At 67.7% G+C, this 26,877-nt stretch carries 20 protein-coding genes; 9 read left to right on the forward strand and 11 right to left on the reverse strand.

What is annotated here, in order from left to right; translation table 11 throughout:
• Window positions 1-41 precede the first annotated feature (41 nt).
• Window positions 42-1,268 carry an AI-2E family transporter gene (locus GGQ80_RS15685; RefSeq protein WP_183986556.1) on the reverse strand — a complete coding sequence of 409 codons (1,227 nt, stop codon included), beginning with the start codon at window positions 1,266-1,268 and terminating at the stop codon, window positions 42-44.
• A 111-nt stretch (window positions 1,269-1,379) separates the two neighbouring features.
• Between GGQ80_RS15685 and GGQ80_RS15690 the strand changes: the two genes are divergently transcribed.
• Together GGQ80_RS15690 and GGQ80_RS18640 are read left to right on the forward strand one after the other, a co-directional pair.
• Window positions 1,380-2,465, forward strand: coding sequence for a helix-turn-helix transcriptional regulator (locus GGQ80_RS15690; protein WP_183986558.1), 1,086 nt, complete (start codon window positions 1,380-1,382; stop codon window positions 2,463-2,465).
• A gap of 138 nt (window positions 2,466-2,603) precedes the next feature.
• A complete protein-coding gene (locus GGQ80_RS18640; RefSeq protein WP_281375468.1) occupies window positions 2,604-2,729 on the forward strand; it encodes a hypothetical protein in 126 nt (41 codons plus the stop codon).
• A 56-nt stretch (window positions 2,730-2,785) separates the two neighbouring features.
• Here the strand turns inward: GGQ80_RS18640 and GGQ80_RS15695 are convergent, their stop codons facing one another.
• On the reverse strand, window positions 2,786-4,492 hold the full coding sequence (locus tag GGQ80_RS15695) for a class I adenylate-forming enzyme family protein (RefSeq protein ID WP_183986640.1): 1,707 nt from the start codon (window positions 4,490-4,492) through the stop codon (window positions 2,786-2,788).
• Window positions 4,493-4,671: 179 nt separating this feature from the next.
• Here GGQ80_RS15695 and GGQ80_RS15700 point away from each other — a divergent pair, with 179 nt between their 5' ends.
• From GGQ80_RS15700 to GGQ80_RS15725, 6 genes are all read left to right on the forward strand, one after another.
• Window positions 4,672-5,895 carry a serine hydrolase domain-containing protein gene (locus GGQ80_RS15700; protein WP_183986560.1) on the forward strand — a complete coding sequence of 408 codons (1,224 nt, stop codon included), beginning with the start codon at window positions 4,672-4,674 and terminating at the stop codon, window positions 5,893-5,895.
• A gap of 17 nt (window positions 5,896-5,912) precedes the next feature.
• A complete protein-coding gene (locus GGQ80_RS15705; RefSeq protein WP_183986562.1) occupies window positions 5,913-7,946 on the forward strand; it encodes a 3-hydroxyacyl-CoA dehydrogenase NAD-binding domain-containing protein in 2,034 nt (677 codons plus the stop codon).
• Between the two features lie 151 nt (window positions 7,947-8,097).
• Complete coding sequence (locus GGQ80_RS15710) at window positions 8,098-9,414, forward strand: amidase family protein (protein WP_183986564.1); 1,317 nt, start codon at window positions 8,098-8,100, stop codon at window positions 9,412-9,414.
• Window positions 9,415-9,416: 2 nt separating this feature from the next.
• Window positions 9,417-10,601 carry an acyl-CoA dehydrogenase family protein gene (locus tag GGQ80_RS15715; RefSeq protein WP_183986566.1) on the forward strand — a complete coding sequence of 395 codons (1,185 nt, stop codon included), beginning with the start codon at window positions 9,417-9,419 and terminating at the stop codon, window positions 10,599-10,601.
• Between the two features lie 158 nt (window positions 10,602-10,759).
• Window positions 10,760-11,887, forward strand: a complete 1,128-nt coding sequence (locus GGQ80_RS15720) for an acyl-CoA dehydrogenase family protein (RefSeq protein ID WP_183986568.1) — start codon at window positions 10,760-10,762, stop codon at window positions 11,885-11,887.
• A 189-nt stretch (window positions 11,888-12,076) separates the two neighbouring features.
• Entirely contained in the window at window positions 12,077-12,967 is an 891-nt protein-coding gene (locus tag GGQ80_RS15725) for an acyl-CoA thioesterase (protein ID WP_183986570.1), read from the forward strand.
• Between the two features lie 117 nt (window positions 12,968-13,084).
• On the opposite strand, the gene GGQ80_RS15730 is transcribed toward GGQ80_RS15725, so the two are convergent.
• From GGQ80_RS15730 to GGQ80_RS15755, 6 genes are all read right to left on the reverse strand, one after another.
• Window positions 13,085-14,188, reverse strand: coding sequence for an energy transducer TonB (locus tag GGQ80_RS15730; protein ID WP_183986572.1), 1,104 nt, complete (start codon window positions 14,186-14,188; stop codon window positions 13,085-13,087).
• Between the two features lie 40 nt (window positions 14,189-14,228).
• Complete coding sequence (locus tag GGQ80_RS15735) at window positions 14,229-15,029, reverse strand: glucose 1-dehydrogenase (RefSeq protein WP_183986574.1); 801 nt, start codon at window positions 15,027-15,029, stop codon at window positions 14,229-14,231.
• Between the two features lie 95 nt (window positions 15,030-15,124).
• Window positions 15,125-15,892, reverse strand: coding sequence for an SDR family NAD(P)-dependent oxidoreductase (locus tag GGQ80_RS15740; RefSeq protein ID WP_183986576.1), 768 nt, complete (start codon window positions 15,890-15,892; stop codon window positions 15,125-15,127).
• Between the two features lie 151 nt (window positions 15,893-16,043).
• Window positions 16,044-17,108: a phosphotransferase family protein gene (locus GGQ80_RS15745; protein ID WP_183986578.1), complete on the reverse strand. Its 1,065-nt coding sequence runs from the start codon at window positions 17,106-17,108 to the stop codon at window positions 16,044-16,046.
• Window positions 17,109-17,133: 25 nt separating this feature from the next.
• Window positions 17,134-18,216, reverse strand: coding sequence for a Zn-dependent alcohol dehydrogenase (locus tag GGQ80_RS15750; protein ID WP_183986580.1), 1,083 nt, complete (start codon window positions 18,214-18,216; stop codon window positions 17,134-17,136).
• Between the two features lie 115 nt (window positions 18,217-18,331).
• Window positions 18,332-19,615: an acyl-CoA dehydrogenase family protein gene (locus tag GGQ80_RS15755; RefSeq protein ID WP_183986582.1), complete on the reverse strand. Its 1,284-nt coding sequence runs from the start codon at window positions 19,613-19,615 to the stop codon at window positions 18,332-18,334.
• A gap of 155 nt (window positions 19,616-19,770) precedes the next feature.
• Here GGQ80_RS15755 and GGQ80_RS15760 point away from each other — a divergent pair, with 155 nt between their 5' ends.
• Window positions 19,771-21,012: a TetR/AcrR family transcriptional regulator gene (locus GGQ80_RS15760; RefSeq protein ID WP_183986584.1), complete on the forward strand. Its 1,242-nt coding sequence runs from the start codon at window positions 19,771-19,773 to the stop codon at window positions 21,010-21,012.
• Window positions 21,013-21,131: 119 nt separating this feature from the next.
• On the opposite strand, the gene GGQ80_RS15765 is transcribed toward GGQ80_RS15760, so the two are convergent.
• The 3 genes from GGQ80_RS15765 to GGQ80_RS15775 form a co-directional block, all read right to left on the reverse strand.
• Complete coding sequence (locus GGQ80_RS15765; RefSeq protein WP_183986586.1) at window positions 21,132-22,418, reverse strand: spinster family MFS transporter; 1,287 nt, start codon at window positions 22,416-22,418, stop codon at window positions 21,132-21,134.
• Window positions 22,419-22,579: 161 nt separating this feature from the next.
• The gene (locus GGQ80_RS15770) at window positions 22,580-25,462 is read right to left on the reverse strand and encodes a TonB-dependent receptor (RefSeq protein WP_183986588.1); all 2,883 of its coding nucleotides are present in this window, start codon (window positions 25,460-25,462) and stop codon (window positions 22,580-22,582) included.
• 342 nt (window positions 25,463-25,804) lie between these two features.
• On the reverse strand, window positions 25,805-26,872 hold the full coding sequence (locus tag GGQ80_RS15775; RefSeq protein WP_183986590.1) for an acyl-CoA dehydrogenase family protein: 1,068 nt from the start codon (window positions 26,870-26,872) through the stop codon (window positions 25,805-25,807).
• Window positions 26,873-26,877: the final 5 nt, after the last annotated feature.

The following is a 26,877-nucleotide window of genomic DNA, read 5'->3' on the forward strand; positions in this document are numbered from 1 at the left end:
AAGCGTTGAGGCGCGCCAACTATGCGACGCGCCCCCCCCTGTCAACCGCCCTCGCCGACACTTTCTTCCGGACCCTTCCGCCGCCCACGCTGCTGGACGAGCGTGCCATGTTCGAACAGGAAGCCGGCGATGTCGGGCTTGCCCGCCGCATCGAGCACGGTCTGCAGGATGATGAGCAGCGGCACCGCCAGCAGGGCGCCGACCGTGCCCCAGACCCAGCCCCAGAAGCTTAACGAAATCAGGATCATCACCGGATTGATCGTCAGCCGGTGACCGACGATCAGCGGCGTGATCGCATTCGCCTCGACAAGGTGGAAGCCATACATGATCGCCGGCGGCAGCAGCGCCAGCCAGATGTCGTTGAACGTCATCAGCCCACCCACCGCGAGCAGGAACGCGCCCAGCACCGGTCCGAAATACGGCACGTAATTCAGCAGCGTGACGATGCCGCCCCACATCAAGGGATAGGGCATGCCGATGAAATACAGTGCCAGCGCCACCGACAGGCCCAGGCAGACGTTGATGAGCGTGATCGTGCCGAGATAGGCCGAGACGTCGTCGACGACGTCCTGGATCACCCGCGCGGTCGCCATCGCGCCGTCGAAGCTGGTCCGCCCGGTGATCGTGCGCCGCCGCATCTTCGACCAGCCCGACAGGAAGAAGAACACCGTCAGCACCGCGAACAGCAGCTGGATGATGACCGCCGGCGCCGAGGTCGCGGCCAGCTCGACGATCGAGCTCGGCGGCGCCACCGCCGCCGCCTGCGGCCGGACGACCGGAGTCGAGGCGACCTGGCGCAGCATCTTGTTCACCGATTTTTCGAGCGTCGAATAGAGATCGAGCAGCGGCGACAGGTTTTCCTGGATACGGCTGATTCGCGACGGCAGCAGCCGGAAGAAATCGGTCGCGGGCACCACGATCGCGGCGATCGCGATGTTGGCGATGATCAGGAACGTTACCACGCACAGCAGCGCGGCGATCGGTGAGGGCAAGCCCCGGCGTTCCAGCCATTCGAGCACCGGCACCAGCGCGATCGCGATGACCAGCGACGCCGTCACCGGCAGGAAGAATTCCGCCCCCGCCTTCAACGCGAACGGAGTCGCCAGGACTAGGCCGATGCCCGCCGTCAGCGTCAACGCCGCCAGCAGCCGGTCGCGCCGCATCGCGATGCGCAGCGCCTCGTCGGTCGGCAATCCCGCCGGCACGCCGAGGACGGTATCGGGCAGCCCGTCGAGCTGCGTGTCGGGATCTATGCGTCCATCGGTCATCGCATCACCCTATCCTCACGCATCACCGCCCGCCAGCGATGCTTCGCGGCGACCGTCGCTTGACTTGATCGGCCCGCCGGTCAGGTTTTGCTTACCGACCGGAGTCCACCAATGCCTGCCGAATCACGGCTGATCGACGACATTTACGAAGCCTCGGTCGCGGTCGAGCAATGGCCCGCCGTCCTGCAACGCATCGCGGACGGCGTCGGCGCGGTGGGCGCGACGATCGTCACCCGGTCGCCCGTCGGGGTCGAGATTGTCGCGTCGCCGCGATTGGAAGACGTCGTTGCCGCCTATCTTGCCGAGGGATGGGGCGCCGATCCCGAACATGCCGCGCCGCTCATCGCCGACCAGTGGCCGGGCTTCCGCGCCGAAGTGGACTATCGCACGCCGGCCGAGATCGCGGCCCTCCCCGTCCATGCCGAATTCCTCGATCCGCGCGGCCTCTACGCCGGCACCGGGACGGTCATCCAGGGGACGCGCGACCATGCCGTCCATCTTGCGGTCGAAGGCTTCGCCGATCACGGGCGGTCGTGCGCGGCGATTCCCTTCCTCGACAGGCTGCGCCCGCATCTCGCCCGCGCGATCAGCCTGTCCGCGCTTCGCCCCGACCGCTCGCAGCTGGTGGTCGACAGCCTGGCGCTCGCCGGCGTCGCGGCGGCAGTCGTGTCGGCGGGCGGCCGCTTGCGCTCGGTCAACGATCGATTCGGCGCGCGGATGGGCGATCGGATGGTCGAGACGCTCGGCGGCCTGCGCTTCGCCGACCCCTTTTTGGCCGAGCAGCTGCGTATTGCGATTACCGGCAACGCATCGCGGGGGACCGTGCGAACGGTGCCGATCCATGGCGAGGCGCCCGGCGATGTCTTCGCCATCCATATCCTCCCGATCGTCGGCAGCGTCCGGGCGCTCTGCGGATCGGACGGCGTGCTGCTAATGATCGCCGACGCGCACAACGCCAGTATCCCGAGTGCCGATCTCCTGCGCCTGATGTTCGACCTGACCCCCGGCGAGGCCCGCGTCGCGCGGCTGCTGGCCAGCGGCACCCCGATCGCCGATGCCGCCGCCGCCCTCGGGATCGGCAGCGGCACCGTCCGCACGCATCTGAAGGCGGTGTTCGCCAAGACCGGCGTCGCCCGTCAGGTCGATCTCGTCCGCCTCCTCGGCGGGCTAGGCGCACCCGCTCCCACGATTTTTTGACCGCCCTATCCCTTTTGGGAGAGGCGCCATCGCGCACACTGGACCTACAACCGGGCAGACGGCCTGTCGGGGGAGAGGCCGTCCCGGAGAGAGGTCATGGCCGAGGGAGGTTTCAGCGCACCGCCATCGGCTATCCCCATGGCCTTTCGGCTGCGTAGCGTGTCGCTTCGCCGCCGCCTGGCGATGGTGATCGCATGCCGTGCGGCGCTGGAAACGGCGCCCGGCTTGCCGATCGCCATCGACCGGTCGTCCGGGCCCGATTAGGGGGGCGCGCCGCGTCGTCCGCCCGTGGCTTCCGGGACGGACGGCGCGGCGGTTCGTCATGCCGCCGCGCTCACCCGATCGGCGAACAGCGCCTTCAGATCCTTTTTCAGTATCTTGCCATTGGCGTTGCGCGGCAGCGGTTCGGCGCAGAAGCGGATCGCGACCGGCACCTTGAACGCCGCCAGCCGCTCGCGCACCCACGCCTGCAGCTCCGCCTCGCTCGCCTGACAGCCGGGACACAGATGAACCACCGCCGCGGGCTCCTCGCCCAGCGTGCGATGGGGGATGCCGACCAGCGCGCAGTCGGTCACCGCGGGATGCGCGTAGAGGACGTTCTCGACCTCGATCGAATAGATGTTCTCGCCGCCGCGCAGCACCATGTCCTTGGCGCGATCGACGATGAAGACGAAGCCCTCCTCGTCGATCCTGGCGAGGTCGCCGGTCCGTACCCAGCCGTCGACGAACGTCTCCGCCGTCGCCTCGGGCTTGTTCCAATAGCCCTTCACGATCATCGGCCCGCGCGCCCACAGCTCCCCGATCGTGCCGACGGGCAGCTCGGTAACGCCGTCCTCGGCAACGATCTTCAGGTCGGCGGCGGCGACCGGGGGACCCGCACTGTCGGGCCGGTTCAGATAATCCTCGGCCGTATGGCTCGTCACCGTCGCCATCGTCTCGGTCATCCCCCAGCCGTTGCCGGGGAGTGCGCCGAACTCCTCGTAGATGCGCCGCACCAGCTCGGGCGCCGAGGGCGCCCCGCCATAGGCGATCGCCTCCAGGCTGGAGAGGTCGTAGCGTCCGCGGTCGGGATGCTCGAGCAGCTGCCAGGCGATCGTCGGCACGCCGCCGGTCAGGTTCACCTTCTCGCGTTCGATCAGCTCCATCGCACGGACCGTGTCCCACTTGCGCATGAACACCATCGTCGATCCGGTCGCGAGCACCCCCATCATCGTCGCCGAACAGGCGGTGACGTGGAACAGCGGGATCACCGTCAGCAGCACGCGCGGGGTCGGCTCGGGCGGCATCTCGCCGCGCCGCAGATACGCGCGCGCCGCGGAAAAGCCCCCCGACAGGATGTTGGTCATCAGGTTGCGATGCGTCCCCAGCGCCCCCTTGGGCGCGCCGGTGGTTCCGCTGGTGTAGAAGATCGTCGCATCGTCGTCGGTCGCGATCGTCGCGGGTGGCAGCGGCCGGTCGGGCAGCTCCCCCCAAGCGCCGGTCGGCCCCACCACCGAGTCGAGCGCGCGCGCCTTGCCCGTCGGCGGCGCATCGACGCGCGCGACCAGGACATGCTCCAGCGCCGGCAGCGAATCATAACGGTCGCGCAGGCGCGCGTGCCGCTCGGCATCGACGATGAGCACGCGTGCGCCCGAGTCGCTCAGGCCGTATTCCAGCTCGCCGCCGGTCCACCAGGCATTGAGCGGGACCGCAATCGCGCCGATCGCCGTGACCGCGAAGAAGGCGAGCGGCCATTCGGGCAGGTTGCGCATCGCGATCGCGACCCGGTCGCCCTTCCCCACCCCCAGCTCGACCAGATGGTGGGCCAGGGCGACCACTGCGCGAAAATGCGCCTCGAAAGTCACCCGCTCGCCTTCATAGACGGTGAAATCCCGGGCGCCGTGCCCGCGCGACGCCTCGACCAGCCAGCGCAGCGAGGGCGGCGCGTTCTTCCACACGCGGGTCGACACCCCGTTGATGTCGGCCATCTCCATTTCGAACTTCATGCCCGGTGCGGTCAGCCGTGCCGTCGCGTCGGCCAATGACATCGCCGGCCAGCCTGCGGGAAGGGCGATGATCGGTTCGCTGGCCAAAGGCGTCTCTCCTGATGCGGTTTCAGAATACCGGGTTTGGCGTCTGCCGCCTTGCACGCAAGGTTACAGTTGATTTACGCGCCACTCAAGGCGATAGGACGATGACGAATTCGAAATCGGGGTATGGGACGGGGATGACCATCGCAGAGCCTGGCGCGCATGGGTTTGACGCCGGTCGACTGGCGGCGATCGATGCCTTCGTGAAGGAGCGCTACCTCGACACCGGGCTGCTGCCGCACGCCCAGCTGCTCGTCGCGCGCGATGGCGAGATCGTCCATCTGTCGAGCCAGGGCGCTGCGCGCGAGGACGGCACCTCCGCGATCGACGATCGCTCGCTGTTCCGCATCGCCTCGATGACGAAGCCGGTCACCTCGGTCGCGTTCATGATGCTGGTCGAACAGGGCAAGGTCGCGCTCGACACCCCGGTCCACCACGTCCTGCCCGAGTTGAAGGGCCTCGGCGTCTACAACGGCGGCGGCGCGGGGGTGCCGTTCGTGACCAGGCCGACCGGGGAACCGATGCGGATGGTCGACCTGCTCCGCCACACCGCCGGCTTCACCTACAGCTTCCAGAACCGCAGCAACATCGACGCCGCCTATCGCGAGGGCAAGATCGAGGCCTGGCACGACAATCTCGATCTTCAGGGCTTCGTCGCCGCGCTCGGCAGGATCCCGCTCGAATTCTCGCCGGGTGAAGGCTGGAACTACTCGGTCGCGACCGACGTGCTCGGCGCGGTGGTCGAGCGGGTGTCGGGCATGGACCTCGACGCCTATTTCGCGACCAGGATCTTCCAGCCGCTCGGCATGGACGACACCTTCTTTCAGGTGCCCACCGACAAGCTCGACCGCCTCACCGACTGCTGGACGCTCCACCCGCAGAAGGGCCGCGTGCTGTTCGATCGCGGCGCCGCGTCCGCCTGGAGCCAGCGGCCGCGGCTGCTGTCGGGCGGCGGCGGGCTGGTGTCGACCGCACTCGACTATCACCGCTTCTGCCGGATGCTCGAAAACGGCGGCGAGCTCGATGGCGTCCGCCTGATCGGTCGCAAGACGCGCGATCTGATGACGACGAACCACCTGCCCGGTGGCGCGGATCTCGCCAGCATGTCCAAGTCGCTGTTCAGCGAGACGACCAACGCCGGCACCGGCTTCGGCCTGGGCTTCGCGGTGACGATCGATGTCGCGCGCTCGATGATGCCGGGGTCGGTCGGCGAATATTACTGGGGCGGGATGTTCTCGACCGCCTTCTTCATCGACCCGGTCGAACGGCTGCACATGGTGTTCATGACCCAGCTGTCGCCCAGCAATACCTATCCCATACGGCGCGAGCTGAAGACGATGATCTACGCCGCGCTCAACTGACCCACGGAGAAACGACCATGACCTCCCCCATCCGCACCGAACGCCATGGCGAGATCCTCGTCATCAGCTCGAACAACCCGCCGGTGAACGCGCTCGGCGCCGCCGTCCGCCAGGGGCTCGAGGCCGCGATCAAGGAAGGCGTCAACGACGCCTCGATCGAGGCGATGGTGATCCGCTGCGACGGCAAGACTTTCTTCGCCGGCGCCGACATCACAGAATTCGGCAAGCCCTTCGTCGAGCCCGGCCTGCCGACCGTCGTCGACATGATCGAGGCGTCGGACAAGCCCGTCGTCGCCGCGATCCACGGCACCGCGCTCGGCGGCGGCTGCGAGGTCGCGCTCGGCTGCCACTATCGCGTCGCCGTGCCCTCGGCGAAGCTCGGCACGCCCGAGGTGAAGCTCGGCCTGCTCCCCGGCGCGGGCGGCACCCAGCGGCTGCCGCGCATCGCCGGCGTCCAGCTCGCGCTCGAACTGACCGCCAAGGGCGATCCGATCTCGGCGAAGAAGGCGCTCGATGCCGGTCTGGTCGACAAGCTCGTCGGCGAGGATTCGCTCGAAGCCGACGCCATCGCCTTCGCCCGCGAGATCAAGGCGAAGCGCCCTATCCCCCGCGCCAGCCAGAAGACCGCGACCGCCGATCCCGCTGCGGTCGAGGCGTTCAAGAAGGAAAACGCCCGCCGCTTCCGCGGCTTCGACGCGCCCGCCGCCAACATCGCCTGCATCGAAAAGGCGACCGACGGCTCCAGCTTCGAAGACGGCATCGCCTTCGAGCGGCAACAGTTCATGAAGCTGATGATGGGCACCCAGTCGGCCGCCCAGCGCCACCTGTTCTTCGCCGAACGCCAGGCTGCGAAGATCGACGACGTCGCCGCCGACGTGAAGCTGCGCGACATCCGCAAGGTCGGTATCATTGGTGCCGGCACCATGGGCGGCGGCATTGCGATGAACTTCCTGTCGGCGGGCATCCCGGTGACGATCGTCGAGATGCAGGCCGATGCGCTGGAGCGCGGCACCGGCATCATCCGCAAGAACTACGAAGCGACCGCCGCCAAGGGCCGAATGAAACCCGAGCAGGTCGAACAGGCGATGGGCGCGCTGACGCCGACGCTCAAACTGGAGGACCTCGCCGATTGCGACCTCGTCATCGAGGCGGTCTACGAGAATATGGACGTCAAGAAGGAGCTGTTCGGCAAGCTCGACGCGATCGTGAAGCCGGGCGCGATCCTGGCGTCGAACACCAGCTACCTCGACATCGACGAGATCGCCGCCTCGACCAAGCGGCCCGAGGACGTGCTTGGCATGCACTTCTTCTCGCCCGCCAACGTGATGAAGCTGCTCGAGGTTGTCCGCGGCGAGAAGACCGCGCTCGACGTGCTGGCGACGGTGATGGCGCTCGCCAAGAAGATCCGCAAGGTCGCGGTCGTCGCCGGCGTCACCTATGGCTTCATCGGCAACCGCATGCTGATGCCGCGCCAGGTCGAGGCGATGAAGCTGCTGATGGAAGGCGCGACGCCCGAGCAGGTCGACAAGGTGCATGTCGCGTTCGGGATGCCGATGGGGCCGTTCCAGATGTCCGACCTCGCCGGGGTCGATATCGGGTGGCATCGCGATCCCACCCGGATCGAAAGCATCCGCGACGCGCTCGCTGCGGAGAACCGCTGGGGCCAGAAGACCAAGGCCGGCTTCTACGACTACGACGACAAGCGTAACCCCTCGCCGTCGCCGCGGGTGGCCGAGATCATCGAGGACTTCCGCCAGAAGTCGGGCGCGCCTGCCCCGCGCCAGATCAGCGACGAAGAGATCGTCGAGCGCACGCTGTATCCGCTCGTCAACGAGGGCGCGCTGATCCTCGAAGAGGGCAAGGCGCAACGCGCGAGCGACGTCGATGTCGTCTGGATCTACGGCTACGGCTGGCCGGTCTATCGCGGCGGCCCGATGTTCTGGGCGCAGAGCGAGGGCCTGGGCAAGATCGTCGACGGCCTCGAAAAGCACGGCTTCACCCCCGCCAAGAGCCTGCAGGACGCCGCGGCGAGCGGCGGCAAGCTGAAGTGAGTATGACGCCCGATCCTCCCCCGCCAGGGGGAGGTGGCAGCCGAAGGCTGACGGAGGGGGCGGTAAGCCGCGCCCTCTCGACGGCGCCGGGCGTCCTCCCCCTCCGTCGCGCTTCGCGCGCCACCTCCCCCTGGCGGGGGAGGATCGGGCGATGACCTACCCCACCGCCCTCGCCACCGCCGCCGCCGTCCGCACCGGCGCCACCACCGCGCTCGCCGAAACCGACGCCGCGATCGCCCGGATCGAGGCCGCCAACCCCGCGGTCAACGCGATCGTCGTCACTGACTTCGATCGCGCCCGCGATGCTGCCCGCGCGCTCGACGCTCGCATCGCGCAGGGCTTCGACGCCCCGCTCCTCGGCGTGCCGATGACGATCAAGGAAAGCTTCGACGTCGCCGGCCTGCCGACCACGTTCGGCATCGAGCGCTTCCGCGATTTCGTCGCTGAGGACGACGCCGTCGCGGTGGTGCGCCTCAAGGCGGCGGGCGCGATCATCCTCGGCAAGACCAACGTCCCGCCGATGCTCGCCGATATCCAGACCAACAACCCGATCTACGGGCGCACGCTCAACGCGATCGATTCAAGCCGCGTCGCCGGCGGCTCGTCGGGTGGCTCGGCGGTAGCGCTCGCGACCGGGATGGTGCCGCTCGAATTCGGCTCCGACATCGGCGGCTCGATCCGCGTGCCCGCCGCGTTCAACGGCGTCTGGGGGCACAAGCCGACCTATGGCGTGCTGCCGACCGACGGTCATTTCTTCCCGGGCACCGATTTCGCCAGGTCGGTGCTGTCGGTCATCGGCCCGCTCGCCCGCGATGCCGACGACCTTGAGGCAGCGCTACAGGTCGTCGCCGATCACCCCCTCGCCCCGGCCAGGCGCCACGGCGACCAGTGGCGCATCCTGATCCTCGACCGGGCGCCCAAGGCGACGGTCCAGCGCTCGATCACGACTGCAATCGCGACGCTGGCGGATCATTTTCGCGCGAGCGGCGCCACCGTCGACACCGTCAGCGACCTGATCCCCGATCTCGGTCGCCAGACCGCGGGCTACGAACAGCTGCTCAACATCGCCATGTGGGTGCGCATGCCGCCCCAGCCGGGCAAGGAGCCGCCGACGCTCGCCACGTGGCTCCACCTCCACGACGAGCAGGCGCGCATCCAGCGCCAGTGGCGGCGCCTGTTCGAACACTACGACGCCGTCATCGCCCCCGTCGTCGGCATGACCGCCTTCCCGCACGACGACACGCCGCTGCCGTTGCGCCGCCTCGACATCGATGGCGAGGACACGCCGTTCCTGCGCCAGTTCGCCTTCCCCGGCCTCGCCACCTTCCCGATGCTGCCCGCCACCAGCGTGCCGATCGGACGCGACGGCGACGGCCTGCCGATCGGCGTCCAGGTGATCGCCGACCTTTACCAAGACCGCACCGCCCTCGCCGCCGCCCGCGCGGCGCATGAGTTTGCCTGGAGTTGACCATGACCGACCTCGACCAGTTCCGAGCCGACACCCGCGCCTGGCTGGAGGCGAATTGCCCACCCGAAATGCGCGAACCTATCCGCAGCGAGAAGGACGTGTGCTGGGGCGGTCGCCACTATGACGCCGCCGCCAACCCGCCGCAGGACGCCTGGCTGAAGGCGATGGGCGAACGCGGCTGGACGGTGCCCGACTGGCCGAAGGAATATGGCGGCGGCGGCCTCTCGCCTGCCGAAACCAAGGTGCTGCGTGAGGAGATGCGCAGCATCAACGCCCGCAACCCGTTGAACAGCTTCGGCATCTCGATGCTCGGGCCGGCGCTGCTGAAATACGGCAGCGAGGAGCAGAAGCTGGAGCATCTGCCCAAGATCGCGCGCGGCGAGATCCGCTGGTGCCAGGGCTATTCGGAGCCGAACGCCGGCAGCGACCTCGCCGGCCTCGCCACCAGCGCCGAGGACGCGGGCGACCATTATATCGTCAACGGGCAAAAGGTCTGGACGAGCTACGCCGACAAGGCCGACTGGATCTTCTGTCTCGTCCGCACCGACAAGACGACCAAGCAGGGCGGCATCAGCTTCGTTCTGTTCGACATGGAAACGCCCGGCGTCTCGACCAAGCCGATCCTGCTGATCAGCGGCTATTCGCCCTTCTGCGAAACCTTCATGGACAATGTGAAGGTGCCCAAGAAGAACCGCATCCACGACGAGAACAAAGGCTGGGACGTCGCCAAATATCTCCTTGGCCATGAGCGCGAGATGATCTCGGGCATGGGCCTCGGCGGTCAGGGGGAAAACCCGCTGGTCATCGGCGCGATCGCCACGGTCGGCCTCGACGCGCAGGGTCGCCTCGCCGACCCGCTGCTCCGCGCCGCCATCGCGAAGTTCGAGGTACGGACCAAGGCCTTCCGCGCCCAGTCGGAAAAGTTCATCGACGAGCTGAAGGCCGGCCGCGCTCATCCTGCCCAGCCCTCGATGATGAAATATTACGGCACCGAGCTGAACAAGGATCGCCACGAGCTGATCATGGCGGCCGGCGGCTCCGACGCGCTGGAATGGGAGAGTGAGCGCTCGAATACCGGCGCCGCGCCGCGCGCCTGGCTGCGCACCAAGGCGAATTCGATCGAGGGCGGGACGAGCGAGATCCAGCTCAACATCATCGCCAAGCGGATTCTGGAGTTGCCAAGCTGATTTCCGTCCCATTCGCTTGCCCCCCGCCGTTCGTGGTGAGGAGGGGCTGAGCGAAGCCGAAGCCCCGTCTCGAACCACATATCCTTCGAGACGCCACTTCGACTGCGCTCAGTGGCTCCTCAGGACGAACGGAGGTCTTCTGATTTCGGAGCTCTCCCATGCCTCTCTACCTCAACGACGAACAGACGATGCTCCGCGACACCGCGAAGGACTTCGTCGCCGACGCCGCCCCCGTCTCGCACCTGCGTGACCTGCGCGATGCCGACGATCCCACCGGCTTCAGCCGCGACCTGTGGAAACAGTTCGGCGAGATGGGCTTCACCGGCATCCTGATCGGCGAGGATCAGGGCGGCCTCGGCCTCGGCCATGTCGAGGCCGGCGTGGTGCTTGAGGAGATCGGCCGCAACCTCTCGCCCTCGCCCTTCCTCTCCACCGCCGTCGCCGCGGTCGAGGCGTTGAAGGGCAGCGCCCAGGCCGAGCGCTGGTTTCCCGGCATCATCGCCGGCGAAACCGTCGCCGCGCTCGCGATCGACGAACGCGCCAAGCACGGCACCGGCATCGCGATGAAGGCCGAACGCTCGGGCAACGGCTTCAAGCTGTCGGGCGCCAAGCGTTTCGTCGGCCATGGTCATGTCGCCGACCTCGTCATCGTCGCCGCGCGCACCGCCGGCAGCGAGCATGACGAGAGCGGCATCACCCTATTCGCCATCGACAAGGGCGCGGCCGGGCTCTCCGCCGATGCCGAGCGCCTCGCCGATTCCAGCATCGCCGCGCGCCTGACCTTCGATGGCGTGGAGGTCGATGCCGACGCGGTGATCGGCGAGGTCGACGCCGGGGCCGACCCGCTGAACCGCCTGCTCCGCGCGGGTCGTACCGGTGCCTCGGCCGAACTGCTCGGCGTGGGCGGCGGCGCGATGGACATGACCGTCGGCTACCTCAAGGAGCGCAAGCAGTTCGGTACGCTGATCGGCACCTTCCAGGCGCTCCAGCATCGCGCGGCCCACCTGTACAGCGAGATGGAAGTGGCCCGCGCCGCCGTGCTGAAGGCCCAGCAACTGCTCGACGCCGGCGACGCCCAGGCCGACGAGGCGGTGTCGGTCGCCAAGGCGATGGCGGCGATGGCGACGACGCTCAGCGTGAATGAAAGCGTCCAGATGCACGGCGGCATCGGCATGACCGACGAATATGACGTCGGCTTCTACATGAAGCGCGCGCGCGTCCTGTCCGAACTGTGGGGCGACGCAAACTTCCACGCCGACCGACTGGCCATCGCCGCAGGATATTGACGAACCTCGATCCTCCCCGGCACGGGGAGGGAGGACCATCGCGAAGCGATGGTGGAGGGGGCTCTCCACAAGCGTTATCGCCTGCCGAACGCCCCCTCCACCACCCGGTTGTGCCGGGCGGTCCCCCTCCCCGTGCGCGGGGAGGACTTCAGCATGCCCTTCCCCCGTGCGGGAAACACCGGAGGATCGATGGACCTGAACACCCCGCACGATACGCCGCCCGAAACACTCGTCGCCTCGCTCGTGACCCTGCTCGACGTCGAGGAAATCGATACCGACCTGTTCCGTGGCGCCCGCCAGCCCGGCGGCGTCGGCCGCGTGTTCGGCGGCCAGGTGATCGCCCAGGCGCTTCAGGCCGCGCAACGCTCGACCGAGGGCAAGGCGGCGCACTCGCTCCACGCCTATTTCATGCGGCCGGGCGACGAGAACTTCCCGATCATCTATCGTGTCGTCCGCGATTTCGAAGGCAAGAGCTTCGCCACCCGCCGCGTCATCGCGATGCAGCGCGGCCAGCCAATCCTCAACATGGCCGCCTCGTTCCAGACCCCCGAGGAAGGGCTTCATCACCAGGACGCGATGCCCGAGGTGCCGTCGCCCGACGGCCTGCTGACCGAGCAGCAGCTACGCGCCAAGGCGATCGACGCGATCCCCGAGAAGATGCGCGACGCCTTCCTGCGCCCGCGTCCGATCGAGATCCGGCCCGTCCGCCCGCGCAACTGGCTGCAACCCGTCAAGGGCGAGCCCTTCCACCAAAGCTGGTTTCGCTGCGTGGCGCCGCTGCCCGACGATCCCGCGCTGCACCGTGCGGTGCTCGCCTATGCCTCCGACATGTCGTTGATGGGGACCAGCATGATCCCCCATGGCGTAGGCTTCACGACCAAGGGCATGCAGTGCGCCAGCCTCGATCATTCGATCTGGCTGCACGAGGATTTCCGCGCCGACGACTGGCTGCTCTATGCGATGGACAGCCCCTGGGCCGGCCACGCCCGCGGCATGAACCGCGGCAGCATCTTCACCCGCGACGGCCGCCTCGTCGCCAGCGTCGCGCAGGAAGGACTGATCCGCAAGCGCGAGGTGTAGGATCTATCCGACCCTCACCCTTCCGGCGCTGCGCGCCTCCCTCCCTCTCCCACCGGGAGAGGGAACAGCCGCCGAAGGCGGCAAGGGTGAGGACCGACGTAACACGATCCGCTTCGATCAATCCCCGTCGGTATTCGGCGTCATCCCCGGCTTGCCCATCGCGAACCGCACCCGCTCGACGCAGCCGGTGAAGCCCGTCTTCGATACCGCCACCACGCCCTCGCGGATCAACTGGGTCGCCGCAACACCGAAATCGGCCGATGGCTCGCTGGCGAGCACCGTGATCGCTCCCGTCCCGCCCCAGGGCGCGACGTCGAAGCCGATCAGCGCCCATCCCTCGATCGACCGCTTGCGATAGGGATCGGGATAGCGAAGCGGCGGTCGCTTCGCCCACCCGATCTCGCGCGGGCACGTCGCACCGACGGGCCAGACGCTCTCCTTCTCGGGCGGGACCGGCGCCTCCAGCACCCCCGCCACGCGGTAATAGGGAAAGCGGCACCCGGTCTTGGGACCATTGGTATAGCGCGATTGCTCCAGCGCCACGCTCGCCGCATCGTTGAGTGCCGCATTCCCGGTGCCCGTCAGCACGCGAACCCCGGTCGGCTTGCCCCCGGCATCGAGATCATAGGCCAGCATCGTCCAGTCGCGCACGCCGGGCGTTGCTGCCACCTTGTCGAAGTCCGGGAACACCTGGTTCAGCGGCGCCGGCCGCGGCGCCTTGTCGCAGGTCGCCGTCGCGGGAAAGATCGCCGCCCAGCCCTCGCGCGGCAACCGTCCCTCGATCGGGTTGAGCGTGTACGAGATCAGGTCGTCGACCGGCGTGTCGGCATAACTGGTCCGCCGCGCGGTATAGCTGATCCGACAGTCCTTGCGCTCGCCGCCCGCCGAAAAGCGCGATGCCGCCAGCGAGGGACCGATGTCGTCGGCATAGGGGACATAGCCCGCGGTCACCACCCGCTCGATCGACAGCGGCCGCCCGCTCGCATCGAGGCGGAAGCGATAATCGACCGGCTTGGGCTGATCGGCGAAGGGATAGATCAGCGCCAGATAGGGTCGCCGCATCCGCACCGCCTGCACCGCCATGCCGGCGCACGTGACGGTGCCGGGCATCCACGCCAACAGCTGCCGCTCGGGCACCGGCGGCGCGGTGACGATCGGCGGCGGCACCGGCGTCGCCGATTGGGTGAGACCGAAGGCGAGCGCGGCGAGTCGAAGCGGCATGGCGCGATCCTGCGCGCGCCGCGTTGCCGCTTCAAGTCACTCAGACAGCCGTCTTGCCATATTCCTGCCGCGTGACCGGATGGCTCGACGAGAGTCCGCCGTCGACCGCGATCGCCTGGCCATTGACATAGCTGGCGTCGTCGGATGCCAGGAACAGCGCGACCTTCGCCAGCTCCTCAGGCTGCGCGCCCCGGCGCAGCGGATTGAGCCGGCCGACCCGGTCCATCTTGCCTGCGTCGCGGGCGTAGTCGAACGTCGGCTTGGTCATTCCCGTCTCGGTCAGGCCGGGGCAGATCGCGTTGACGCGGATGTTCGATCCCGACAGCTGCTGCGCCGCGACCTGTGCCAGGTTGATGACCCCCGCCTTCGACGCCGAATAGGCCGGCGACCCCGCACCCGATCGGATGCCGGCGACGCTGGCGGTCAGGACGATCGCCCCCCGCCCGCGCTCGGCGATCCGCGGCGCGGCGTGCTTGATCGCGAGATAGGGCCCGATAAGGTTCACGCGCAGCACCTCGGTGATCAGCGCGACGTCGGTGTCGAAGATGTTGGCCATTCCGCCGGAAATGCCCGCATTGGCGAACATCACGTCGAGCCCGCCGAAGGCGTCGCAGGCGAGCGCGATCGTTCGCGCGACGTCCTCCTCGCTGCCCGCATCCATGCGGATCGCGCGCGCGATGCCGCCGGCGTCTGCGATCATCGCTACGGTCTCGTCGGCGCCCTCGGTCACGTCGGCGACGACGACGCGTCCACCCTCGGCCGCGAATTGCTGCGCGGCGGCGCGGCCGATGCCCGAGCCTGCGCCGGTGACGATGATCGATTTACTGTCGAAACGGGCCACTCACCCCTCCGTTCGTGTCGAGCGAAGTCGAGACACCGTGCGGCTGATCCGCAACACGTCCCTCGACTTCGCTCGGGACGAACGGTGAAGAAGGATCAGATTGTCACCCCGCCGTCGATCACCATCACCTGTCCGGTCATGAACCCACTCGCCGGTGCCGCCAGATAGACCACCGCGCCGGCGATTTCGTCCGGCTCGCCGATCCGGCGCAGCGGGGTGGTGCGGTTACGCTCGGCGACGCGGTCCTCGTCTTCCCACAGCGCCCGAGCGAAGTCGGTCTTGATGAGCCCCGGCGCGATGCAATTGACGCGGACGTTGTCGGGCCCAAACTCGTGCGCCAGGTTACGTGCGAGCTGCATGTCGGCCGCCTTGCTGATGCAATAGGCGCCGATCACCTCCGACCCGCGCAGCCCGCCGATCGACGAGACGATGACGATCGATCCCTCGCGCCGCTCGCGCATCGCAGGCGCGACCATCGCGATCAGCCAGTGGTTGGCCACAATATTGTTGTCGAGGATCTTGCGGAACTGGTCGTCGCTGATCCCCGCCTGCGGCCCGTAATAAGGGTTCGACGCGGCGTTGCAGACCAGCACGTCGATCCGACCGAATGCCGCGATCGTCGCATCGACCAGCCGCTGAAGCTGCGCCTTGTCGCCCAGGCTCGCGGCGACCGCGATCGCGGTGCCCTCTCCTTGCTGCGCGTTGATCTCCGCCGCGACCGCCTCGCACGCGTCCTGCTTGCGGCTGGAGACGACCACCTTCGCCCCCTGCGCCGCCAGCGCCTCGACCGACGCCTTGCCGATCCCCCGCGACGAACCGGTGACGACGCAGACCTTGCCGGTCAGGTCGAAGAGGCCGCTCATGCCATTCCTCCCCTGGAGGGGGAGGGGGACCAGCCGAAGGCTGGTGGAGGGGTATTCACCCCAGGCGACACCATCCGAGGCGAACTACCCCTCCACCACAGCTGCGCGGCGGTCCCCCTCCCCCTCCGGGGGAGGATTGCGTCGGTCCCCATCACGCCCCAGCCTTCCTTGCAAAGTCCCACGCCGCCGCCGCCAGCGCGGGCAGCTTCGTCACCGTCTTCTCCGCCACCGCGCTCGACGCATTGCCATCGAGAATACGCCGCTTGATCCCCTGGACGATCCCGGTCAGCCGAAAGAGATTGTAGGCGAAATACCAGTTGAGGTCGGGCACACCGTCGCGCCCCGTCGCCGCGCAATAGCGCGTCACCATCTCGTCGATCGTCGGGATCCCCGTCTCGGGTCCGGTCATGCCCAACACCCCTGATCGCCCCTCGGGCTCGGTCACCCAGCTCATGAGGAAATACGAGAAATCGGCCAGCGGATCGCCCAGCGTCGACAGCTCCCAGTCGAGCACCGCGACGACGCGCGGGCCATCGGGCGCGAAGATCATATTGTCGACGCGGTAGTCGCCATGGACGATCGAGGTGCGCGTCTGCTCGGGCAGCGTCCGCGGCAGCCACTCGATCAACTGCTCGACCGGCTCGACGCGTTCTGTCTCGGCGGCGCGATACTGCTTCGTCCAACGCGCGACCTGGCGCTCGAAGTAATTGCCGGGCCTGCCGTACTCGCCCAGCCCCGCCGCGACATAATCGGTCTCGTGCAGCTGCGCGAGCGTATCGACCATCGCCTCGTAATGCGCGCGCCGCTCGGGCGGCGCCAAGTCGGGCATCGACCCGTCCCAGATCGTCCGCCCCTCGACCATCTCCATCACATAGAAGCTGGTGCCGATGACGCCGTCGTCCTCGCACAGCCCGAACGGGCGCGGCACGGGAAAGCCGGTAGGATGCAGCCCGGCGATCACGCGATATTCGCGATCGACCGCATGCGCCGAGGGCAGCAGCGGCCCGAACGGCTTGCGGCGCAGCACATAGCGCCCGCTCGCCGCGGTAACGAGATAGGTCGGGTTCGACTGGCCGCCCGCGAACTTAGTGTAGCTCCACGGCCCAGTGAAGCCTGGAACATTCGCTTCCAGCCACTGGCCCAGCCGCGTGAAATCGAGCTGGTCCTTCGCCTCGACCGCAACGGTGCCGACCATGCCGGCCGCGGCTTCGCTCATCCCCTCGTCTCCACCTTTGTAGCCCTTACCCGAAGGTGATGACGGTCCGCGTCGTGTCGCCCTTGCGCAGCTCGTCGAACGCGTCGTTGATCCGCTCCAGCGGCATCCGCTCGGCGATGATCGTGTCGAGGTCGAGCAGCCCGCGCTGATAGAAATCGACCAGCCGCGGCAGGTCGACCGGGAAATGGTTGCGCCCCATCAGTGCGCCCTGCACCGACTTGTCGGCGAGCAGGTCGAGCGCCGAAAGCCCGACCTTTTCGCTGAGCGGCATCATCCCCAGGATCGTGGCCGTGCCGCCCCGCCGCAACACCTTGACCGCCGTCTCGGCCGACTGCGGCCGCCCGACCGCCTCGATCGCATGATGGACGCCGCCGCGGCTGATTTCGACCACCTCGTCCGCCGCGGTCGCGCTCGTCGCATCCACCGCGTGCGTCGCGCCGAGCTTCATCGCCAGGTCGCGCTTGTCGCCGACCGGATCGACCGCGATCACCTTGCTCGCACCGGCGATCCTGGCGGCGTTGACCGCGGCAAGGCCGACACCGCCGCAACCGACTACGCACACCGTCTCGCCCGGCACCACGCGCGCCGCATTGAACACCGCACCGGCGCCCGTCGTCACCGCACAGCCCAGGATCGCGGCACGGTCGAGCGGCATGTCGGGATCGATCGCGACACAGGCGTGCTCATGCACCAGCATCATCTCGGCATAGGCCGACAGGTTGAGCATCTGCGCGATCGGCCGATCCCCCATCGTCAGCCGCGGCGCCGACCCGCGCGGCCGCTTGGTGCCCGGGTCGATGCACAGCGACATGTGCCCGGTGACGCAATATTCGCAGTGGCCGCAAAAGGCGGACAGGCAGGTGACGACATGGTCGCCGACCTTCACCGTCGACACACCCTCGCCCACCGCCTCGACGATCCCCGCCGCTTCATGGCCGGGAATCGTCGGCAACGGATGCGGATAGGCGCCATCGACGAAATGCAGGTCCGACCGGCACACACCCACCGCCACGGTGCGGATCAGCACCTCGCGGGGGGCGGGCTTGTCGATCTGGACGTTTTCGATCGACAGCGGTGTCTTGGGTTCGAAAAGGACGGCGGCTTTCATTCTATATCTCCTCCCGCTCTCACCCTTCCCGCCCGGCTGCGTCGGGCGGCCCCCCCGCTCCCGGCGGGAGAGGGAGGGAGGCGCGGAACGCGCCGGAAGGGTGAGGGTGTTGTCGTTACCGCTGCATCTGCGGATCGCGCATCGGCAGCTCGGCCTTCCAGTCGCCCCACTTGCCGAACTCGTTACGCGCGATCGCCCGGTTGTGGACCTCGTCCGGCCCGTCCGCGAAGCGCAGCGTGCGCACCGCGGCCCAGTCGTGCGCCAGCTTGAAATCCTGGCTGACGCCGCCGCCGCCATGCGCCTGGATCGCATCGTCCAGGATCTGCAGCGCCATGTTGGGCGCCTGCACCTTGATCATCGCGATCTCGAGCTGCGCGGCCTTGTTGCCCGCCTTGTCCATCATGTCGGCGGCCTTCAGGCACAGCAGCCGAGTCATTTCGATGTCGATCCGGGCGCGGGCGATCCGCTGCTCCCACACCGAATGGTCGGCGATGCGCTTGCCGAAGGCGACACGGCTCAGCGTCCGCTTGGCCATCGCCTCGATCGCCTCCTCGGCAATGCCGATCGTGCGCATGCAGTGATGGATGCGTCCCGGCCCGAGCCGACCCTGCGCGATCTCGAACCCGCGCCCTTCGCCCAGCAGCATCGCCTCGTCGGCGCGCACGCGAACATTCTCGAGCAAGACCTGGCCATGGCCGTGCGGCGCGTGGTCGTAGCCATAGACCGACAGCATCCGCTCGATCTTGACGCCCGGCGCGTCCATCGGGACGAGCAGCATCGACTGCTGCTGATGGCGCGAGCCTTCGAAGTTCGTCTTGCCCATCAGGATCGCGACCTGGCAGCGCGGGTCGCCGACGCCCGACGACCACCATTTGCGGCCGTTGATGACATAGTGATCGCCGTCGCGCTCGATCCGCGTCTCGATGTTGGTCGCGTCCGAACTCGCCACCGCCGGTTCGGTCATCAGGAAGACCGACCGGATCTTCCCCTCCATCAGCGGCGTCAGCCAGCGGTCCTTCTGCGCGCGGGTGCCGTAGCGGTGGAGCACCTCCATATTGCCGGTGTCGGGCGCCGAGCAGTTGAAGCATTCGGACGCCCAGCCGATCTTGCCCATTTCCTCGGCGCACAGTGCATATTCGAGGTTGGTGAGCTGCGTGCCCCGGAATTCGAAGCTGTCGTCGACATGGCGCTGGCCGGAATGCGGCGGCATAAAGAAATTCCACAGGCCCTGGGCCTTGGCCTTCTCCTTCACCTCCTCGATCACCGGGATCACCTTCCACCGGTCGCCCTCGTGCGCCTGCGCATCGAAATCATGCTGGCGGGGGCGAATCTCGGCGTCGATGAACGCCTTCACGCGATCCCGGAAAAAGGTCTCCCGCTCGCTCAGCGTGAAGTCCATGGCATCCTCTCCCATTCCGGTTTCGATCGGGGTCTAGACCGTACCGCGTTTTCGGTAAAGCGCTCTCACGCATCGCTCATCGCCTTTTTGCGGCGATCCGCGGGGCTCCGCAAAAAACACTGTTTCTTCGAAACGAAGCTGATAGGGTGCCCTTCATGGGCGGACCAGAGGGGCTGGCCGGCGACGAGGCACAGGGGACGAAGCGCTTTCGGGCGAAGCGTGACGCCATCCTCGCCGCTGCGGCCGAGGCGATCAATGAACAAAGCGCGAAGGGCATGACCTTCGCCGATGTCGCGCGCCGCGTCGGCCTCAACACCACCAGCGTCACCTATTACTTCAAGCGCAAGGAAGACCTGGCGGCGGCGGCGTTCGAGCACACGCTCGACACGCTGCTGGCGATGCTCGACGATGCCGCGGCCGAACCCAGCCCACGCGCGCGCGTCGAACGCTTCCTGTCGCTGAACATGCAGCGGTTGGCGCGTATCCAGGCGGGCGACGAGCGCGCCTTCGCCGTCCTGTCCGATCTGCGCGCGACCGAGGATCCGGTGCGCGGGCGGCTGATGGCCGGCTGGCGCGAGGTGTTCCGCCGCACCCGCGCGCTCTGGGGTCCCGCACCCGATCGCGCGCATACCGACCTGTACGGCGCCCGCGCGCACGTCCTGCTCGAAAACACCTTCTGGCTGCCGATCTGGCTCAACCGCTACGATCCCGACCAGTACGACCGGGTCGAGGCGCGGCTGATGGACGTGTTCGCGCACGGTATCGCCGGGCCGAGGGCCGAATGGGCGCCGACGCCGATCGACCTCGATCACGGCGACGGCGACAGCGGGCGCGAGGCGTTCCTGCTGGCAGCGACGCGGCTCATCAACGAACTTGGCTATCGCGGTGCCAGCGTCCAGCGGATCGCCAGCGAGCTGAACGTCACTAAGGGCAGCTTCTACCACCATCTCGACGCGAAGGACGATCTCGTCATCGCCTGCTACGCGCGCAGTTTCGATACGATCGGCGCCGCTCAGCGCCGTGCCGATACGATGGGGGGCAGCCATTGGCATCGCCTGTCGAGCACGATCGCGACCCTCCTCGACGTCCAGTTCGCCGAGCGCGCGCCGCTGCTGCGCACCACCGCGCTCTCGGGACTGCCGGCGGGGGTCCGCACCGCGATGGTCGACCGCTCGAACCGCATCGCGCGGCGCTTTGCCGGCACGATGATGGACGGCATCGCCGAAGCATCGATCCGCCCCGTCGACTCGCTGGTCGCGGCGCAAGCGCTGATGGCGCTCCAGAATGCCGCCTTCGACATGCGCAAATGGGCCAGCACCATGCCCCGCGAGCGCGCCGTCGCCATGTATGCCTCGACGCTACTGTTTGGCCTGTTCGACGATCGCGCGGCGGGCTGATCCACCCCCCCGACGTCCGTTCGTCCTGAGCGAAGTCGAAGGACATGCCGCGAGCGGCAACGCCTGGCTCCTGTGCTTCGACTTCGCTCAGCACGAACGAACTTTGAACCTGACGAGCGCTACCCAGCCCGCTTCAGCAACACCCCCGCCCGCCAGTAATGAAACAGCGCCAGCGGCGTCAGCGCATACACCGCCAGCAAGGCATAGCGCAGCGAATCCGCCCCCATGCTCGGCCGCAGGGCGTCACTGACGATCCCGACCAGCATCGGCCCAAGCCCCAGCCCCAGCAGGTTGATGACCAGCAACGTTATCGCCGCCCACAGCGCACGCAGCCGCAGCGGCGCCAGTCCCTGGATCAGCGCGAAACTGGGGCCGAGATAGGAATTGGCGAACAGCAGCGACGCCCAGTAGCACGCAATCGCGAGCAGCGGATCGTCGACCAGGATGAACGCCACGACCAGCGGCACCGCCAGCGCCTTCATCCCCATCACCACCCAGCTCTGGACATGGATGCCGTGCCGCGCCGCCAGCCGATCGGCGAGCCGCCCGCCGAACACCGCCGACGCCGCGCCCAGCAGCGTACCGATCGGCGCAACGTAGAGCGACACGTCGAGCAGCGACAGCCCCAGCGACCGCTGCATATAGCTCGGCCCCCAGCCCGTCGTCGCATAGCCGACCAGGGAGGTGATGGTGACGCCCATCACCAGATGCACCGCCGCGGCATTGCGCCATAGCGACGCGAAACCCTGCCCAAGGCTCGGCACCGGCTGCTGGTCTTCCACCCGCTGCACATCGGAGAGGCCGCGCTTGGGCTCGACGACGAACATCCGGACGATGATCGCCAGCGCCACGCCGGGCAGGCCGATCGCCAGCATCGCCGCTCGCCAGCCATAGGCGTGCGCGACCGTCCCGCCGATGAAGGTGCCGACGCCCGCGCCCAGCACGACGCCCAGCGAATAGATCGCCATCGCGCCGGCCCGCTTTTCGGGCGGATACAGGTCGGCGATGATCGAATGGCTTGGCGGGCTCGACCCGGCCTCGCCGATGCCGACGCCGATCCGCGCGAGCAGCAGCTGGACGAAGTTCTGCGCCAGCCCGCACGCCGCGGTCATCGCGCTCCAGATCGCGAGGCTGACCGCGATGATATCGCGCCGGCTGGTTCGATCGGCCAGCCGCGCGACGGGGATGCCGAGCACCGCGTAGAATAGCGCGAAGGCCAGGCCGGAGAGCAGCCCGAGCTGGGTATCGTCCAGCTTCAGGTCGGCCTTGATCAGCTCCAGCAGGATCGCGAGGATCTGCCGGTCCATGTAGCTGAAGAAATAGGTGATCGTCAGCAGCGCGAGCGTCAGCCCGCGGCGGCGCAGCGCCAGCGTGGCGTCGATCTCGGGACGGGTGGCGGCCGGCATGATGCTCCTCCGTACGCCCCCGGTAACGTGCCGCTTCTCCCCAGAAGCGTTGGACGACGACGCTGCCCTCACCCTCCCGGCGCTTCGCGCCTCCTTCCCTCTCCCGACGGGAGAGGGAAAATACCGCCGCAGGCGGCGAAGGGTGAGGATAGCTTTAAGCCTTAGAACCGACCGCGCAGGGTCAGGCCATAGGTCCGCGGCTCGGCCAGATACTGCGAGAACAGCTGGCGACCGCCCGGATACTGCGGATCCTGGAACGCCGCCGACACGCCGCCTTCCTGGAACGGCGAGTTGAACGCCACCTGCGCATAGTTCTGGTTGAGCAGGTTCTGCGCCCAGACTTCGATCGCCCAGCGCTCGTCCGGCCCGCGGATGCCGATGCGGGCGTTGACCAGCGCAAAGCCGTCCTGGATCTTCTGCGGGAACAGGTCGGAGCCGGTGTTATAGTCGCTGGTCATGCGGCTATCGACGTAGAACAGCGCCGACAGGCCCGAGCTGCCGATATCCGGCGTCCACGACGCCGAGGTGGTGGTGACGATCCGCGGCGCGTTCGACAGCTCCGATCCCGGCAGCTTGCGCAGCGACTGGTTGAGCGGCGCACCGGCGCCGGTGCCGACGAGGTTGTCGCGATACTTGGTGTCGGTGAACGTCGCACCCAGCGCCACGCGGAAGTTGCGCGCCGGCACCAGCGAGGCTTCGAGCTCGACGCCCTGAGCCCGCACGCCATAGCCGACGCTGCCCGACGCGCAGGAGCCCGACGTGCCCGCCGCCGCATTATAGTTGGACGCCGCGGTGAACTTGCTCTGGTCGCGATCGGCACCGCCCAGGCTGTCGGAGCAACCGTTGATGTTCTGGACGATGAAGACGCTGCCGTCGAAGGTGTTCAGCTGGAAGTTCTTGAAATCCTGGCGGAATGCCGCGGCGCTGAGCGTGAAGGGGCCGGTCGCGTATTTCGCGCCGATCTCGAACGAATTCACCGTCTCGGGCGCGAACTGCAGCGCCCCGACCAGCGCCTGCGCGCCGGCCTGGGCACTGCCGCCGCCGAACGACGCGAACGAGGCGATCGGCAGCTTCAGCGCCGACCGGTCAAGGTTGAACCCGCCTGCCTTATAGCCCTTCGAGAAGCTGCCGTAGAGCAGCAGGTCGTCGATCGGCTTCCACGACAGGATGCCGGTGCCGGTGAACTGGTCCTCGTTGCGGCGGCTGTTGATCGCAACGCCGTTCAGCTCCGCCGTCGAGTTGCCCTGGCACGACAGGCCGATGATGCCCGCGGCGGTCGCCGCCAGCGGCGTCGCCAGGAAGGCCGACAGCGCCTGCTGGTTGGCGACGCAGGCGGTGTTGTCGTTGCCGAACCGGGCGTCGAACTTCTTGCGCTCGTTGGTGTAGCGAACGCCCAGCGTCAGATCGAGCCGGCTCGTCAGGTGGAAGATGTTATGCGTGAACAGCGCGTAGTTGCGGCTGTTCTGGTTGTAGACGTCGAGCGTCGAGCCGCGATCGTTGATGCTGTCGAGACGGTCGAACGCTGCCAGCAGCGCCGCGCCCGTTGCCGCGTTGATGCCCGACGCCGCGAGCGCGCCCGCCGGCAGCGCCGCACGGCCCTGTGCCGAGATACAGCCCGCCGATGCCGGGTTGTAGAAGGCGGCGAGGCCACCGCCCGAGATCGCACGGCAGGTCGCGAAGCGGCCATACTGGCTGCCGAACCGCAGATTGTCGGTGACGCGCAGATCCTCGTTGGCGAAGAAGCCGCCGATCAGCCAGTCGAGCTTGTCACCGAACAGCGAGCCGTTCAGCCGCAGTTCCTGGGTGAAGGTCTTGAATTGCCGCGACGAATTGCCGTCGGCCGCGCGATACAGGATGTCGACGCGGCTATAGTCGGTGTCCGATCCCTGGTCGGACTTATAGTCGCGATAGGCGGTGATCGACGTCAGCTTGGTGTTGCCGAAATTCCAGTCGACCTGTCCCGAGAAGCCGTAATCCTTGGTCTGACCGGCATAGCTGCGGCCCGGGCTGACCGACAGCTCGCGGCTGTAGCCGGGACGATTGATCAGGTTGAGCGGCTGGCCGAGATCGCGCAGCACGTTGACCATGTTGTTGCCGGCGCTGCCCGCCGCCAGGCCCGCGTTTACCGAGGTCACCGGCTCGTTGAGGTTGCCGATGTACGGGTTGACGGTGCGATCGACATAGGTCGCGCCGCAGCAACGCTCGTCGCGCTTCGTATAGTCGGCGATCAGGCGGATGTTGATGTCGTCGGTCGGCTCCAGCCGCAACTGGCCGCGAAGGAAGTAGCGGTTGCGGTTGTTGACGTCGGTATTGTTTATCGAGTCGCGATAGAAGCCGTCGCGCTTGACGTAGACGCCGTCGACCCGCGCGGCGACGCGGTCGCCCAGCGGCACGTTGACGTTGCCCATGAAGCGCCAGAAATCATAATTGCCGTAGGTCGCTTCGCCACCGGCGGAGATCGCGTCGAACGACGGCGCCTTGCTGATGATCGAGATGAGGCCCGCCGACGAGTTGCGCCCGCCCAGCGTGCCCTGCGGACCGCGCAGCACTTCGACGCGGTCGATCTCGCCCAGTTCGTTCAGGCCGATGCCCGAGCGAGAGCGATAGACGCCGTCGATGAACACCGCGACCGAGCTTTCCAGGCCGGGATTGTCGCCCACCGTGCCGATGCCGCGGATGCGCGCCGAGCCGTTGGCTTCCGAACCGGTCGACGACACCAGCAGCGACGGCGCCAGCTGGTTCAGCTGACGGATGTCGTTGGCACCCGAATTGGCGAGCGTGTCGGCAGTGATCGCCGAAATCGCGACCGGCACGTCGGCCAGCGCCTGGGCACGGCCCTGCGCGGTCACGACGATGTCGGCGCCGCTGGGGCTGTTGTTGTCGGCGGCCTGCTGCGTCGCATCGACCGACGCGTCCTGCGTCGCCGGCGCCGGGTTCGCTGGGCTGACGCCCGTCGAGGTCGACGTTTGCGTCTGCGCATATCCCGGCGCCGCGATCACCAGCGCCGACAGCGCGCACGCGGCTAGGAAGCTGGTCTTGGCCATCTCACTCTCCCTGATCGGCCGGGAAGCTCGATCGTTCCCGTACCGTTGGCTCGAATAGACAGGCGCATGCCCCAAACGTCAAGCGTCGAAAACGGCGGTTTGCTCGAACTGCGTAGGAGTGTGGCCACCATGTCACGCGCAGACAGAAAAACCGTTTCGGCCAAACCCTGTCTTCGACAACGCCAAATCGAGCTAGGGCAGCGACGCTGGCAAATCGGCTGACGGACGCTCGCCCCCGTTCGTGTCACCACGCACGGGTCGGCACGACCGACATGAATGGGCCTATTCCCAGCCTCTACCAAAAGCGAATGTCACCCCTGCCACAGCGGCAATGAAGAGCCCTCAATAGCCGTTGAGCCGGGCGAAGCGATCGCGATGATAGGCGGCATTGCCCCACATCGCCTCGAGCACCGCCGACCGCTTCAGATACAAGCCGGCGTCATGCTCGTCGGTCATGCCGATTCCGCCATGCAGCTGCACCATCTCGCGACTGACCAGCTTCAGCGTCTCGCTTGCCACCGCCTTGGCCAGGCTGGCGGTCTGGTCGATATCCGACCGGCCGGCATCGATCGCCTCCAGCGCGCCCTCGACCACCGATCGCATCAGCTCCAGCTCGGTGAACTGCTTGGCCATGCGATGCTGCAGCGCCTGGAATGTCGACAGCGGTTGGCCGAACTGGACGCGCGTCTTGAGATAGTCGTTGGTCGTGGCGAAGGCCGCCTCGGCCATTCCCAGCATCTCCGCGGTAATCAGGATCGTCGCCCGGTCGACGATCGCGGCGGTCAGCTCGGGCCCGCCCAGCCGGATCGCCGGCGCGCCGTCGAACACGACGTCGGCATGGCTGCGCGCGTCGGCCATTGCCCGCGTGCGCCGGCTGACGCCCTCGCCGTCCGCCACCAGGTATAGCCCGTCCGTCGCCGCAACGACGAACAGGGCGGCCCCGTCGCCCTCGGCCACGAACGCCTTGGTGCCGCTCAGCCGCCCGTCCTCGACTCGGGCGGAGTAGGCCTGGTCGCCATGCACCGGCCCTTCGTCGATCGCGAGCGTCGCGATCACCGAGCCATCGGCGATCCGCGGCAGCCATTCCGCCTTCGCGCCCTCGTCCTCGCCCATCGCGATCGCGGTCGCCGCCGGACCGGTCGATGCGAGCGGCGTCGCGGATAGATTGCGCCCCAGCTGCTCGATCACCAACCCCAGCGACAGATAGCCGAACGCCGAACCGCCATATTCTTCGGGCACGACCACGCCGGCCCATCCCATCTGTCCGACCGAATTCCACGCTTGCGGATCGTGGCCGACACCCGTCGCCGCATTGCGCAGCCGCCGGAATGCCGCGACCGGCGATTCATGGTCCGCCCACTCGCGCGCCATATCGCGCAGCATCACCTGTTCGTCGTTGAGAACGGCCATGATTT

It is taken from the genome of Sphingomonas jinjuensis, from assembly GCF_014197105.1.
In the GTDB taxonomy this organism is placed as follows: Bacteria; Pseudomonadota; Alphaproteobacteria; order Sphingomonadales; family Sphingomonadaceae; genus Sphingomonas; species Sphingomonas jinjuensis.

Bases quoted from the DNA above. Each gene is read 5' to 3' on its own strand.
- GGQ80_RS15710 (WP_183986564.1), top strand. From the start codon at position 8,098: ATGACCTACCCCACCGCCCTCGCCACCGCCGCCGCCGTCCGCACCGGC.
- GGQ80_RS15775 (WP_183986590.1), bottom strand. From the start codon at position 26,872: ATGGCCGTTCTCAACGACGAACAGGTGATGCTGCGCGATATGGCGCGC.
- GGQ80_RS18640 (WP_281375468.1), top strand. From the start codon at position 2,604: ATGGCCTTTCGGCTGCGTAGCGTGTCGCTTCGCCGCCGCCTGGCGATG.
- GGQ80_RS15750 (WP_183986580.1), bottom strand. From the start codon at position 18,216: ATGAAAGCCGCCGTCCTTTTCGAACCCAAGACACCGCTGTCGATCGAA.
- GGQ80_RS15730 (WP_183986572.1), bottom strand. From the start codon at position 14,188: ATGCCGCTTCGACTCGCCGCGCTCGCCTTCGGTCTCACCCAATCGGCG.
- GGQ80_RS15690 (WP_183986558.1), top strand. From the start codon at position 1,380: ATGCCTGCCGAATCACGGCTGATCGACGACATTTACGAAGCCTCGGTC.
- GGQ80_RS15765 (WP_183986586.1), bottom strand. From the start codon at position 22,418: ATGCCGGCCGCCACCCGTCCCGAGATCGACGCCACGCTGGCGCTGCGC.
- GGQ80_RS15685 (WP_183986556.1), bottom strand. From the start codon at position 1,268: ATGACCGATGGACGCATAGATCCCGACACGCAGCTCGACGGGCTGCCC.
- GGQ80_RS15770 (WP_183986588.1), bottom strand. From the start codon at position 25,462: ATGGCCAAGACCAGCTTCCTAGCCGCGTGCGCGCTGTCGGCGCTGGTG.
- GGQ80_RS15720 (WP_183986568.1), top strand. From the start codon at position 10,760: ATGCCTCTCTACCTCAACGACGAACAGACGATGCTCCGCGACACCGCG.
- GGQ80_RS15705 (WP_183986562.1), top strand. From the start codon at position 5,913: ATGACCTCCCCCATCCGCACCGAACGCCATGGCGAGATCCTCGTCATC.
- GGQ80_RS15755 (WP_183986582.1), bottom strand. From the start codon at position 19,615: ATGGACTTCACGCTGAGCGAGCGGGAGACCTTTTTCCGGGATCGCGTG.
- GGQ80_RS15760 (WP_183986584.1), top strand. From the start codon at position 19,771: ATGGGCGGACCAGAGGGGCTGGCCGGCGACGAGGCACAGGGGACGAAG.
- GGQ80_RS15745 (WP_183986578.1), bottom strand. From the start codon at position 17,108: ATGAGCGAAGCCGCGGCCGGCATGGTCGGCACCGTTGCGGTCGAGGCG.
- GGQ80_RS15725 (WP_183986570.1), top strand. From the start codon at position 12,077: ATGGACCTGAACACCCCGCACGATACGCCGCCCGAAACACTCGTCGCC.
- GGQ80_RS15695 (WP_183986640.1), bottom strand. From the start codon at position 4,492: ATGTCATTGGCCGACGCGACGGCACGGCTGACCGCACCGGGCATGAAG.
- GGQ80_RS15700 (WP_183986560.1), top strand. From the start codon at position 4,672: ATGACCATCGCAGAGCCTGGCGCGCATGGGTTTGACGCCGGTCGACTG.
- GGQ80_RS15715 (WP_183986566.1), top strand. From the start codon at position 9,417: ATGACCGACCTCGACCAGTTCCGAGCCGACACCCGCGCCTGGCTGGAG.
- GGQ80_RS15740 (WP_183986576.1), bottom strand. From the start codon at position 15,892: ATGAGCGGCCTCTTCGACCTGACCGGCAAGGTCTGCGTCGTCACCGGT.